Consider the following 13,107-nt stretch of genomic DNA (forward strand, 5'->3'; position numbering starts at 1 on the left):
GAATGATTCTATGCTGTCTTTCAGGTGTCTCTGTCAGGGTAGACGCGATCATGCAAGCAAGCCTGTGCAAGCGGCAAAAAGGCGCGGCAGCCCTCGAGTTTGTCGCGGTATTCGTGATCTTCTTCGCGGTCTTCTACGGGGTGCTCAGCTACGGACTGCCCATGCTGATGCTGCAATCGTTCAACCAGGCCAGCAGCGAAGCGGTGCGCCGCTGCGTGGCACTGGACCCCGCCAGCGCAACCTACAGCGCTGACATCAATGCTCTGGCCAAACGTGTGCTCGGTGAACAACTGGCATGGATGCCGACGTCGTTGGACTTCCAGGTCAACAGCGATGCCAGTGTCACGCTCACCCCCGGCAAGCTGCTGACAGTGAAGATCGATTACGCCAAAGCCAAGCTGACCTCGGTGTTGCCGGTGCTGGACCTGCCGGGTATCGGTGAAGTCCCGCGCTTGCCCGACAGCCTCAAGGCCGAAGCGAGCCTGCAACTGTGAGTGGCGGCCAGGGCTTGTTCGAGCGCTGGCGTGGGCGCGCGGCGCCGGCCGAGGAGCCATTGCCGCAAGCGCCCGAGGTACCAGCGGTAGGCCTGCAACTGTGGCTGGATGCATCGGCCAGGGTATTGCGCCTGGCCGGCCCGCTGCGTTCGGTGCTGGCGCTGCCGACCCAGCCCAGCGCGCGCCTGCACGACTATGTGCAGCCCTACAGCTTGCTGGTGCTTGAAGGTGAGCCGATCGACTGGCAAGGCCAGTCGCTGGAACTGGACTTCAAGGCGGCCGGTGGTCACACCCTGCACACCCGTGGCTGGTTGCTGGCCCAGAGTGGCGGCTGGTTGCTGCAGCTGTTCGATATCGGCGACCTGCTGCAGCATCGTCAGCAAGCGCTGGCTGCCGAGCGCCAGCAACACCTGACGGCGCATCTGGCTTGCGCACTGCGTGCCTGCAGCATCGAACGCCTGCAAGCGGTGGCTGAAGAACAGCTCAACTGGCTGGTGCGGCACTGGCGGGCCCTGGGGGCGAGCGTGCTGGTGCAAACCGATCAGGGCTGGCAGACCTATGCCTGCAGCGGCGATGCACGGCACTGGCCGCGAGATGAACAGATGGCGCCGGTGCTGGATCGCCAGCTGCCCGCCAGCATGATCAGCAGCACCACCGAGCCTGCGTTGCAGGCCTTGTTGCCGGGGCTGTCCACCTACCTGTTGGCTTTTGCGCAAGGCCAGGTCAATCAGGCCTGGCTGGTCTGCGTCGAGCCGCAAGAAGTGCTGCAGGCCCAGGATGCCCTGCTGGTTGCTGCGGCCTTTGTCGAACCGCTGCTCGGTCGCCTGGCTGCCCATCAGTTGCAAGCGCAGAGCGAACGCCTGGACAGCCTGCAACTGCAACTGGGCGCCGGTTGGTGGCAATGGCACCTGGCCGATCCCCAACTGCACCTGGACCCGGCGCTGGCCGAGAGCCTGGGCGTGCCTGCGGCGCTGACGGTCAATCAATGGCTCAGCCGCGTGCATCCTGCAGACCGGGAAGCGACGCAACTGGCCTTTGGCGACCTGCAGCGCGAGGGCTGTGCCTTGCAGTTGAGCCTGCGCCTGCTGGACCACGATACCCAGGCGCAGCCGCGCTGGTATCGCTTGTGCGGCCAGGTGCACGGCAGTGGCAGCAACCGCCGGGTACAAGGCTTCATACTCGACATCAGCGATATCAAGGCCCAGCAGGCGCAGGCCAGCGCAGCCCAGGCGCGCCTGGAAAACCTGATCGCCAGTTCACCGGCGGTGATCTATATCCAGCGCTACGCCGAAGGCGCGTTGCTGACCGAGTTCTGCAGTGCCAGCCTGGCGCCAATGCTCGGCTGGCAGCCCCTGGCCGGCGAGCCCCTGCAACCGGCGCAGTGGCTGCACCCCGAGGACCAGCCGTTGTGGCTGGATCGTACCCGCACGCTGCTGCGCCAAGGCCAGAGCCGCAGCCGCTATCGCCTGCGTGATCATCATGGGGGCTATCACTGGGTACTCGATGAAGCGCGCCTGCTGCGTGATGACCTGGGCCTGCCGGTGGAGGTGGTGGGCATCTGGCTGGACGTCAGCGAGGCGACCGAGGCTGCGGAAAAAGTGCGCCAGAGCGAGGAGCGTTATCGGGTGCTGGTCGAGGATTCGCCAGCGATGATCTGCCGCTACCGGCCGGACCTTAACCTGGTGTTCGGCAACCAGCCGCTGGCCGACTACCTGGAGTGTTCAGCCGCGCAACTGGCCGGCTTGAACCTCGGCCAGTGGATGTCCGCAGCGCAGCGCCAGGCCTTTGTCGAGCGTCTGGCGGGGTTGACCCCGGAGCAGCCGGTCAGCAGCGCTGAAATCTGCCTGCAATTGCCCGGGCGTGAGCATGCCTGGTGGGTGTGGTCTGACCGCGGCTTGTTCGACGAGCACGGCCAACTGCAGGAAGTCCAGGCGGTGGGCCGCGACAACACGCACGTCAGGCGCAGCCAGCAGCAACTGCTGCAAAGCGCGAAAATGGCCACCCTCGGTGAAATGGCCACCGGCCTTGCCCATGAGATCAACCAGCCGCTCAACGTCATGCGCATGGCCGTGGTCAACGCGCTCAAGCGTCTGGAAAACGGTGATGTCCAGGTCGACTACCTGCAAGACAAGCTCAAGCGTATCGATGCCCAGGTGCTGCGTGCCTCGAAGGTGGTCGATCACATGCGCGTGTTCGGCCGGCGTTCGGAGGTCGAGCAGCAACTGTTCGCGCCCTGGCAGGCGGTGGAGGGAGCCTTGTCGCTGCTGGCTGACGGCTTGCGCGGCAAGGGTGTGGAGCTGCGCGTGCAGCCCCCTGAGCACGACGTGCAGGTCAGTGGTCATCAGGATCAGTTGGAGCAGGTGCTGATCAACCTGCTGGTCAACGCCCGCGATGCCCTGCTGGCCCGGCGGGATCAGCAACGCGACCTGCAGCCGTGGATTGCCCTGGGGCTTGAGTGCGATGCGCGGCAGGTGCGGCTATGGGTCGAGGATAACGGCGGCGGCATCGAACCGCGTTTGCTCGAACGCATCTTCGAGCCGTTCTTCACCACCAAGCCGGTGGGGGTCGGCACCGGCCTCGGGCTGTCGGTGAGCTACGGCATCATTGACACCATGGGCGGCTGCCTGAGTGTCGAGAATGGTGAGCTGGGCGCGCGGTTCTGCATCGAGCTGCCACGGGCTCAGATCATCAGTTGAGCGCGACCGCTGTGGCAGCTGAGGTTGGCACCAATCACCACCTGGTTCAGGTCGATGCCCAGCAGCATCAGCAGGTTGTTGATGATTGGATCGAGCAGCGCCCCCAGCAAACCGCCGATCAAGCCTGAAACCGTATTGAGCAACAGGCTGACCAGCGCAACCTTCGGGGTCAGCTCCACGCTCTGCAGGGTATTGCGGACACTGGCCACGATGTTTGTCGAGCTGAGCAGGTGGTTGGCCGAGTCCTGTTCAAGCTCAGGTGGTTTGAGGTAGGTGAAGGTTTCGCTCTGGCTGAAGACCGGTGAGTTTGTGCCCAGCCCGATATTGATGCCCAGCACCCTCAGCAGCACCAGCGGGGCGGCATCGACCGGCTTGACCGATGAGAAAAAGTTGTTGCTGTCGATGGTGCCGATCAACACTTTTACCGCCGCGGCTTCGTTGTGCACGGTCAGGCTTTTGCTGGCAGCCGAGGCGCAGTTGTAGCCGGTGACATGGCTGCTGGCACTGGCAACTTCCAGGCCCAGGTCGAGGCTGGGGTTGGGTAGCACCTGGATGATCCCCAGGTTGATCCCGCCGAGCAGCGGGCCCAGGTCGACCTTGATCAAGATGCGCGTCTGGGCGGTGCGGACATAGATCTGCTCGGGGTCTTTGGGGTTTGTCGTGGCTTTGGCCGGATTGCCCAGGGCGGAAAATTGCGGCGGTTCGATGATCTTGACCCGGGTCGAGATATTGGCCAGGCCCAGCAGGTTGACCGGCAGGCTGACTTCGCCGCCATGGGCGCTGTTGGCCAATTGCACCATGCCCTGAACCAGTTGCAGGGCTTGCAGTTTGGCGTCCAGCCCGGCACTTGAGCCGCCATTGTGGATGTCCAGTAAATCGCCGAGGGCGATCCCCCCGGCATTCTGGGCCTGGACACTGAGCTGGGTCAGGCCGCTGACATCCACCAGCGGGTTGTTCTGTGCAGCCACCGTGGCCATGACCGCCAGCGCCTCACCGACATTAACGGTCTTGCCCAGCAGTTCGGTGTAGTTGCCCGCGCTGACCTGGGCCTTGATCGCCAGGGCATCGAGGTAGTTGAGCAGGTTGACGTCAGCCTGCAACAAGCCCTGCCATTGGACCAGGCTCAAGTTGACCTGGCTGCCAAGCAACGTGCCCATCAGTGCGTTGAGCTGCGCCGAGCGTGATGAGTCGATGTTCAACAAGGTGCTGCGGATGTTCAGGCGGGCCAGCGGCGGACCGGGCTGGGCCGCGGTTGCCTGGGCGCTGAGGCGGGTGCTGGGGTCAAAGGTGGCGGAGGCCACCAGCGAGCGGATACCGGCGGCAATACTGGTCTGCAGGGTAATGCCGGCCGTCACCCGGACTGCATCGGCCTTGCTTGCATCGGCAGTGAAAACCCGCAAGCTGGCGGCGCCGGTCTGCAGGCTGCCGCACTCCACCTGCAGGCTGCGATCGGGTCCTGGGGCATGGTCATTGCGGGTCGCCGCCTGGGTCGCCAGGGCCTGCGCGCTCGGGCCAGTGGGCAGGCACGTGCCCTTGCCATTGACGGCCTCCAGCGCCGCCATGTCGGCAACCCGCTGCAGTTTGCGCTGCTCCAGAAACAACCTGCCGGTGTCGATCACCATGAGCACGAACAGTAGGGCCATGCCCAGGGTCAGGGCTGCGATCAAACCGATAGCGCCACGTTGTCGTGCTGGAAAGCGAGAAGCCACGAGCACTCCTTTGCCGGCCGATGGCCGCGCGGGGCAGCAGTGCAAGGGAGTGTAGCCAAGATAATGGCCAGTCGCCTTTATGGCGACTGGCCTGTGAGACTCAGCGGGGCGGGTAGTTGCCCATCAGTTTGGCGACGGTGTTGTGGATCGCCGTATTGCGTTCTTCCGGGCTTGGCGGGTAGTTGTTCATGATCTGCTCGGCACTGCCGCGCCACACCAGCTTGCCGTCGCGGGCGTCGAACATGTCCACCTGGATGGTTGCCACCTTGTAGTCGACACTGCGGGTTTCGTTGTACATCGGTCCGCCCCAGTAGCCACCCCAGTAGCCGCCCCAACCGCCGCCATAGTGGGTGGTGATCTGTTGCTGGCGGTTCTCGACGATCAGGTAGGCCTGGACCTTGAGGTCGCCACGGCTATTGCCCTGGGCCGGGCGCAGGCCGCGCTGGTCAAGCTGGCCGGCCACCGCCTGGCGGATACGCTGTTCGGTGAGGTCGCTCTTGATCCGCGGATCATCCGGGCGATATTGCAACCCCGGTTCCTGCCAGACCCAGCTGCGGTAGGCGGCAAAATCGCGGCTGGCATCGAAGTCCTGGGTGACGTTGCCGCTTTGGCAGGCACCGAGCAACAACATTAACGAAACTAAAGCGAGACGGCGCAACATGGTGGTTCTCCGATTGCCTTTAACTGGGAGGATAGCTGGCCAGCGCCTTTTGCACTGATTCTCGCAGGGCATCGGCGCGCTTGCCCTGGGAGTCCTGGCTGGCGGTTTCGGCGCTGGCGCTCCACACCGGCTGGCCGTCGCGCGCGTCATACAGGTCAACGCGCACCACCATTACCTCGACTTCGTAGGTACGCACCAGCGGCACGCTGGTGTAGACCCCGTAACCATTGTGATAGCGCCCGTAACTGCCATAGCCGCCATAGGGATAGCGGTCATAGGCGGAATAATCTTCGCGAACCTGACGCAGGCGCCGTTCCAGGCGCAGGTCGGCGCTGACCAGCAGGTCGCCTTCCTGGCCATTGCGGGCCGGGCGCAGGCCGCGCTGGTCGAGGGCATTGCTGACGGCATCGGCCAGCTGGGCGGGATCGGCATAGGTGCTGCCAGCCGGCAGCTGGCCATTGCGCCAGGCCCAACTGCGGTAGCGGGCGTAGTCGCGGGGAGCTGCGGGGTAGGCGCTGGCATCGAAGGTCGTGGCTGCCTGTGCTGGGGCCGGTGGCAGCGGGCGGGAGCTGGCGACATAAGGGTTGCTGCCCTGGCAGGCGGCCAGGGCCAGGCCCAGCAGGGCCAGGGTCAAACGGTACGGCATGTCACCCTCCCGGCGGGCGCGGTTCAGCGCGGTCGACAGATCCAGTGCAGGTAGCGGCCCAACCCGGCGAAGGCCGGATGACGACGATGCGCCAGTTCCATTTCCAGCAGGTCGGACAGTTCGGCCTTGGCCTGGAAATCGCGGGGCATGTAGTCGTGGAAAACCCGCACACCACTTTCACTTTCGACCTGCCACAAGTCTTCAAGTTGCGCCTTGAGCGTACGCGGATCAAGTGGTTTTTGCGGGGTCAGGCTCTGCTTTTCGCCGGCCAGTTCATTGCTGCGCAACTTACGGAAATGCCCCTTGAGCAGGTTGCGGTACACCAGTGCGTCGCGGTTGTAGAACGCCAATGACAGCATGCCGTCTGCGCGGGTCAACTGATGCAGCACCGGCAGGATGGTCTCGGGTTCGGCCAGCCATTCCAGCACCGCGTGGCATAGCACCAGGTCATAGGGTTCGGTCAGCTGGCCGAGCAGGTCCTGCCAGGGCGCCTGGATGAAGGTGGCCTGCTGGCCGGCTTCGGCAAAGCGCTCGCGGGCGCCGTCGAGCATCGGCGCGGCGGGTTCGGCCAGGGTGACCTGATGCCCGCGCTGGGCCAGCCACAGGGCCATATGACCCAGGCCGGCACCGATATCCAGGACGCGCAAGGGGCGCTCGGGCAGGGCTTCGGCGAGGTCGGCCTGAAGCACCGCCAGGCGTATCGCGCCCTTGGCGCCGCCGTAGATTTTCTCGGCAAAACGGGTAGCCAGTTCATCGAAATGACGGTCGTTCATTTGGCAAAACGCCTTTCGCTGTCGGCCAACTTGCTGTTGACCACCTGTTCCATGTCCAGGCCCAGCTCGCTGCACAGCAGCAACAGGTAAAGGACGATGTCGCCGACTTCCTGGCCGGCGTGTTCCAGCTGCTCGGGCGGCAATTGGCGCGACTGGTCTTCAGTCAGCCACTGGAAGATTTCCACCAGTTCGGCCATCTCGACGCTGGCAGCCATGGCCAGGTTTTTCGGGCTGTGAAAGCCGCGCCAGTCGTTGGTGTCGCGAATACGGTGCAGGCGTTGGGTCAGTTCTTGCAGGTTCATCGGCGCTCTCCTCAAGCGGCATAGCTTCAGGCGGGCGCCGCTGCAACGCAAGAGGGCGCTGTCAGCGCAATGACCGCCAGGCCCCGCGCATGTGCACCAGCGCGCCAAGGCCGTCGAGTTGCAACTGGCCTTCGGCCGCCGTCGGGCTGGCGTTGAGGATCACTTCGCTGGGCAGGCGCACCGGTTTGAGAAAACCCACTTCGAGCTCATAGCCGCTGACCGGCAAGTGGCCGCGCAAGGCTGCCAGGGCCATGGCCTTGCTCCACATGCCGTGGGCAATGGCGGTGGGAAAACCGAACAGCCTGGCGCTGGCGGCGCTCAGGTGAATCGGGTTGTAGTCGCCACAGACCTTGGCGTAACGCCGGCCGATATCGCTGTCGGCGTACCAGCGGGTCAGTTCGCTCAGGGCCAGGGCTTCGGGCGCTTCGACAGCTGCCGGTTCGCCGGCGAGTTTCAGGCTACGGCAGAGCATACGGCTGGTTTGCGACCAGAGCAGGCCGAGACCGTCTTCGGCTTCGGTGATCAACTCGAAGGTGGCGCCTTTTTCGTGCGGCTGCAGGTTATCCACCGATACGCTGAAACGCAGGCGACTGATGCCGCCCAGCGGGCGCAGCACACGAATGCTGTTGTGCAGGTGCACCAGCCCCAGCAACGGGAAGGGGAAGTCCGCGGCGGTCAGCAACTGCATCTGCAAGGCGAAGGCCATGACATGGGGAAAGGTAGGCGGCAGGCGCCCGTCGTCGCCGAAGTGACAGAGTTTGCGGTAGGCCTCCAACTGCTGCGGGTCGACGCCAAGGTGGCAGCGCAAGCCGCTGGCCGGCAGGCTGTCGCCGCTGATCTTGCGTTTGCGTGCGGCGCGCAGGTATAGCCCGGAGAGCGCCGCGGTGCTGCTCAGCTCAATCCATTGACGGGTCATCTCAGGCCCCCATCACGGCTTGGCCGCAAACCCGCAACACCTGGCCATTGACCGCGCCACTGCCCGGTTGCGCCAGCCAGGCCACCGCTTCGGCGACATCCTGGGGCAAGCCGCCCTGGCCCAGCGAGCTCATGCGCCGCCCGGCCTCGCGCAGGGCGAAGGGGATGGCTGCGGTCATACGGGTTTCGATAAAGCCGGGGGCCACGGCGTTGATGCTGGCGCCGCGCTTGGCCAGCTTCGCTGCCCAGGCCTGGGCCAGGCCGATCAGCCCGGCTTTGCTGGCAGCGTAGTTGGCTTGGCCACGGTTGCCGGCGATGCCGCTGATCGAGGCCAGCAGCACGATGCGCGCGTTGTCGTGCAGGGCGCCGCTGTCGAACAACGCCTGGGTCAGCAGTTGCGGGGCCTTGAGGTTGACCGCCAGCACCGAGTCCCAGAATTCCGGGGTCATGTTGGCCAGGGTCTTGTCGCGGGTGATGCCTGCGTTGTGCACGACGATGTCGATACCGTCCGGCAAGGCTTCGAGCAACTGCGCCGGGGCATCCGCCGCGCAGATGTCCAGGGCCAGGCTGCGCCCGCCCAAACGTGCGGCGAGGGCTTCGAGGTCGGCCTTGGCGGGCGGCACGTCGAGCAGGATCACCTCGGCGCCATCGCGGGCCAGGGTTTCGGCAATCGCCGCACCGATGCCACGGGCAGCGCCAGTGACCAGCGCCTTGCGCCCGGCCAGTGGCCGGCTCCAGTCCTGCACCACGGCGCCGCAGGCTTCCAGGCGCACTACCTGGCCGGAGATAAACGCGCTTTTCGGTGAAAGGAAGAAACGCAACGCACCTTCGAGCTGGTCTTCGGCCGCTGGGTTGACATACAGCAGTTGCAGGGTGCCGCCCGCGCGCAGCTCCTTGGCCAGCGAGCGGCTGAAACCTTCGAGGGCGCGCTGGGCAACGCGCGCCAGCGGCTCATCGAGCTGTTCCGGGACGCGGCCGAGTATGACGATATGGGCGCTGGGCGCCAGGCTGCGCAGCAACGGCTGGAAGAACTCGCGCAATTGCTTGAGCTGGTCGATATCGCCCAGTTCGCTGGCATCGAATACCACTGCCTTGAGCTTGGGACCCAGCCCGGCCACCCACTCGCTGGCTTCGAGTTCGGGGCTGGCAAAGCTGTACAACTCGTCGGTCAGGCGCTTGGCGAAGGCTTCGACAGTCTTTGCCAACGGCCCGCCGCCGAGCAACAGGGCGCCTTCGATCGGCCGCAGGCGGCCGGCTTCCCAGCGCTCCAGGCGGGCCGGGCTGGGCAGGCCGACAGCTCCTACCAGGCGGCGGCCGAAGTTGGAGTTGGCGAAGTCGATATAGCGGTCGCTCATGTGCGGTTCTCCCTGAAATAGCTTCAAAGTGTGGACCATGATTGGCCATTGGTCGTTCGAATGCGCAAAAAACACCTACGCTGTAGCGGACCATTGGGGAGAAAGAGGACAGCACGCATGCGCTCACTGCGCCGGGTCGCAATCATAGGCGGCAATCGAATTCCTTTCGCCCGTTCCAACGGCCCTTATGCCACCGCCAGCAACCAGGCGATGCTCACCGCCGCGCTTGAAGGCCTGATCGAACGCTACAGCCTGCATGGCCTGCGCCTTGGGGAAGTGGCGGCGGGGGCGGTGCTCAAGCATTCGCGCGACATGAGCCTGGCCCGCGAAAGCGTGCTCAGCTCACGGCTGTCAGCGCAAACGCCGGCCTACGACCTGCAGCAGGCCTGCGGCACGGGCCTGGAAACCGCCCTGCTGGTGGCCAACAAGATCGCCCTGGGGCAAATCGACTGCGGTATCGCCGGTGGTGTTGATACCACGTCGGATGCACCGATCGCGGTAAGCGAAGGCTTGCGGCGCATCTTGCTGCAGGCCAACCGTGGCAAGAGCACCGCCGACAAGCTCAAGGCCTTCCTCAAGCTGCGCCCCGGCCACCTTAAACCCGAGCTGCCGCGCAACGGAGAGACACGCACCGGCCTGTCGATGGGCGAGCATTGCGAGCAGATGGCCAAGACCTGGCAGATCGACCGCCAGGAACAGGACGAGCTGGCTCTGCGCAGTCACCAGAACATGGCTGCCGCCTTTGCCGAAGGTTGGCATGACGACCTGCTTACGCCCTTCCTGGGCCTGACCCGCGACAACAACCTGCGCCCCGACCTGACCCTGGAAAAACTCGCCAGCCTCAAGCCGGTATTCGACCGCAGCGGCCAGGGCACCCTGACCGCCGGCAACTCCACGCCATTGACCGATGGCGCCTCGGTGGTACTGCTGGGCAGTGAAGACTGGGCCCGCGAACGCGGTTTACCGGTGCTGGCCTACCTGGTCGACGGTGAAACCGCTGCGGTGGATTTCGTCAAAGGCCAAGAAGGGCTGTTGATGGCTCCGGCTTACGCGGTGCCGCGCTTGTTGGCGCGCAATGGCCTGACCCTGCAGGATTTTGACTACTACGAAATCCATGAAGCCTTCGCCGCACAAGTGCTGTGCACCCTCAAGGCCTGGGAAGACCCCGAGTACTGCACGAGCCGCCTGGGCCTGGACGCGCCACTGGGTTCGATCGACCGCAGCAAGCTCAACGTCAAGGGCAGCTCGTTGGCCGCCGGGCATCCCTTCGCGGCCACCGGCGGGCGCATTCTGGCGAACATGGCCAAGTTGCTGGCCAGTGCCGGCAAGGGCCGTGGCCTGATCTCGATCTGCGCTGCTGGCGGTCAGGGCGTGACGGCGATCATCGAGCGTTGACCCGTGCCGGCTGACTCACCACCGGGGCCGGGCGACTGGCGTTCCACCTCGGCCTACATCGGCGCGCTCAAGGGCCTGTTCGGCTTCACCCCGGGCGAGCTGCGCCTGTAGTCGTCAGGTACGAAAGCGCCGTACCAGCGCATCCAGTTCGTTGGACAAACCGGCCAGGCTCTGCGAGTCCTGGCGCGCCGAGTTGGCCAGCTCCGCCACCAACTGCGCATCGCCGTGGATCTGGCTGATATGGCGGTTGATGTCTTCGGCCACCTGGTGCTGTTCTTCAGCGGCGGTGGCGATCTGGGTGTTCATATCGCGGATGATGTCCACCGACTCGCGGATCTGCCCGAAGCTGCTGCGCGCCAGGCTAATGCGGCTGACTGACTGCTGCGATACTTCGAGGCTGGCGTGCATCTGCTGGGCCACTTCACTGGTGCGCTTGGCCAGGTTGCCGAGCAGGTTGTCGATCTCGGCGGTGGAGTCGGCAGTGCGCTTGGCCAGCGCCCGTACCTCGTCGGCAACCACGGCAAAGCCACGGCCTTGCTCACCGGCGCGGGCGGCCTCAATGGCGGCGTTGAGGGCCAGCAGGTTGGTCTGCTCGGCAATCGAGCGGATGGTGCCGAGGATCGACTGAATGGCGTTGCTGTCGCGTTCGAGCTGCTGCATCGACTGCGCCGACTGTTCGATCTCCTGGCTCAGGCGATCGACGCTCTGCACCGCCGCATCGATCTGCTGTTGGCCTTCGCGGGCCTGTTGCTGGCCACTGTCGGCCGAGTCGGCGGCCTGGCTGCAGGAGCGTGCGACTTCGTTGGCGGTGGCAACCATTTCGTGGAAGGCGGTTGACACCATGTCCACCGCTTCACGCTGGCGCCCGGCGGCTTCGGCCATGTCGTGGGACACCTGGGTCGAGCTGCTGGAGGTGGCGAGGATCTTGTTCGCCGCCTGGCCGATGCTCTGGATCAGGTTGCGGATCGCGGCCAGGAACTGGTTGAACCAGTTGGCCAGTTGCGCGGTTTCGTCGCGGCCGCGCACGTCCAGGCTGCGGGTCAGGTCGCCTTCACCTTGGGCGATACCTTCCAGGCCGCTGGTGACGCTGTGGATCGGGCGCACGATGAGCTTGGCGAAAGTGGCCCCGACCAGGGCAAACACCGCCGCCAGCACGATGGCGATGGCGGCCACCAGCCAGGTCAGCTGGGTCGCGGTGTGCATCACTTCGTCGTGGCGGATCAGGCCGATGAAGTTCCAGCCCAGTTGCTCCGAGGGCCAGACGTTGGCCATGTAGCGCTCGCCATCGAGCTCGACTTCGACCAGGCCCTTGCCGGCCTTGGCCAGTTGCGCATAACCCTCGCCGAGGCTGCCCAGCGGCTTGAAGTTGTGCGCCGGATCGCGCGGGTCGACCAGCACGTTGCCGTTGTCTTCGAGCAGCATCAGGTAGCCGCTTTCGCCGAGCTTGATCTGCTTGACGATCTCGGTCAGTTGCTTGAGCGAGACGTCGATACTGACCACGCCGCCGGGGTTGCCGAGCGGGTTGGGCACTGCCCGCACGGTGCTGACCAGCACCGCATCGTCACCGGCCCAGTAGTAGGCGTCGGTGCGCAGGGTTTTGCCCGGGGAGGCCATGGCCGCCTGGTACCAGGGGCGCTGGCGTGGGTCGTAGTTGGCCATTTTCGCGTCGCCCGGCCACATGGCGTAACCGCCGTCGCTCAGTCCGTAGGACAAATATGAGTAGGCGGGATGACTGGCGGCGAGGCTGGCGAAGAAGTCGTGGAGTTTCTTGTCAGGTTCGCCCAGGGCGATCTGTGCGGCATCTGCGCTCATGTACTTTTTCAGCTCGTTGCCGGTGGCGCTGACCAGTGGCTGGGCAGCCAGGTAGTCGACGTTCTGGCTGATGCCTTCGAAGAACAGTTGCATGGCGTTGGCCACCTGGCGGACCTCGCGGCTGCTGCCGTCGACGAAGCCTTCGCGGGCTTCACTGCGCAGGTTGAGGACCACCAGGGTAGCGACCAGGATTACTGGCAAGCCGGCGATCACGGCAAAAGCCCAGGTCAGTTTTTGTTTTATGTTCATCCGCGCTCCAGAATTTTTCTTGTAAACGTACGAGGCTGCTGCAGACTACATCGGCCGTGGACTCTGGAAATAAAGTGTTACTCGGGAAGAATCCCCCGTA

Annotated in this window: 11 protein-coding genes; 3 read left to right on the forward strand and 8 right to left on the reverse strand. The window is 64.9% G+C overall.

Features of this window, described 5'->3' with window-relative positions:
- The first annotated feature begins 50 nt into the window (after positions 1-50).
- Positions 51-494, forward strand: coding sequence for a TadE/TadG family type IV pilus assembly protein (locus NLX68_RS11310; protein WP_254284041.1), 444 nt, complete (start codon positions 51-53; stop codon positions 492-494).
- A complete protein-coding gene (locus NLX68_RS11315; RefSeq protein WP_254284042.1) occupies positions 491-3,190 on the forward strand; it encodes an ATP-binding protein in 2,700 nt (899 codons plus the stop codon). The genes NLX68_RS11310 and NLX68_RS11315 overlap by 4 nt, the downstream gene beginning before the upstream one ends.
- On the opposite strand, the gene NLX68_RS11320 is transcribed toward NLX68_RS11315, so the two are convergent.
- The 7 genes from NLX68_RS11320 to NLX68_RS11350 form a co-directional block, all read right to left on the reverse strand.
- On the reverse strand, positions 3,175-4,899 hold the full coding sequence (locus NLX68_RS11320) for a pilus assembly protein TadG-related protein (RefSeq protein ID WP_254284043.1): 1,725 nt from the start codon (positions 4,897-4,899) through the stop codon (positions 3,175-3,177). The genes NLX68_RS11315 and NLX68_RS11320 overlap by 16 nt on opposite strands.
- 100 nt (positions 4,900-4,999) lie before the next feature.
- Entirely contained in the window at positions 5,000-5,560 is a 561-nt protein-coding gene (locus NLX68_RS11325) for a DUF4136 domain-containing protein (RefSeq protein ID WP_254284044.1), read from the reverse strand.
- A gap of 19 nt (positions 5,561-5,579) precedes the next feature.
- Positions 5,580-6,206, reverse strand: a complete 627-nt coding sequence (locus NLX68_RS11330; RefSeq protein ID WP_036995569.1) for a DUF4136 domain-containing protein — start codon at positions 6,204-6,206, stop codon at positions 5,580-5,582.
- A gap of 23 nt (positions 6,207-6,229) precedes the next feature.
- Complete coding sequence (locus tag NLX68_RS11335; RefSeq protein ID WP_254284045.1) at positions 6,230-6,979, reverse strand: methyltransferase domain-containing protein; 750 nt, start codon at positions 6,977-6,979, stop codon at positions 6,230-6,232.
- Complete coding sequence (locus NLX68_RS11340; RefSeq protein ID WP_254284046.1) at positions 6,976-7,281, reverse strand: MazG-like family protein; 306 nt, start codon at positions 7,279-7,281, stop codon at positions 6,976-6,978. Before NLX68_RS11340 ends, NLX68_RS11335 begins: the two co-directional genes overlap by 4 nt.
- Before the next feature lie 61 nt (positions 7,282-7,342).
- The gene (locus NLX68_RS11345; RefSeq protein ID WP_254284047.1) at positions 7,343-8,197 is read right to left on the reverse strand and encodes a MaoC/PaaZ C-terminal domain-containing protein; all 855 of its coding nucleotides are present in this window, start codon (positions 8,195-8,197) and stop codon (positions 7,343-7,345) included.
- Position 8,198: 1 nt separating this feature from the next.
- A complete protein-coding gene (locus tag NLX68_RS11350) occupies positions 8,199-9,551 on the reverse strand; it encodes a 3-oxoacyl-ACP reductase (protein WP_254284048.1) in 1,353 nt (450 codons plus the stop codon).
- 117 nt (positions 9,552-9,668) lie between these two features.
- Here NLX68_RS11350 and NLX68_RS11355 point away from each other — a divergent pair, with 117 nt between their 5' ends.
- Positions 9,669-10,946, forward strand: a complete 1,278-nt coding sequence (locus NLX68_RS11355; protein ID WP_254284049.1) for an acetyl-CoA C-acetyltransferase — start codon at positions 9,669-9,671, stop codon at positions 10,944-10,946.
- A 114-nt stretch (positions 10,947-11,060) separates the two neighbouring features.
- On the opposite strand, the gene NLX68_RS11360 is transcribed toward NLX68_RS11355, so the two are convergent.
- Positions 11,061-13,007, reverse strand: coding sequence for a methyl-accepting chemotaxis protein (locus NLX68_RS11360; RefSeq protein ID WP_254284050.1), 1,947 nt, complete (start codon positions 13,005-13,007; stop codon positions 11,061-11,063).
- Positions 13,008-13,107: the final 100 nt, after the last annotated feature.

The organism is Pseudomonas sp. SBB6 (genome assembly GCF_024213215.1).
GTDB lineage: Bacteria > Pseudomonadota > Gammaproteobacteria > Pseudomonadales > Pseudomonadaceae > Aquipseudomonas > Aquipseudomonas donghuensis.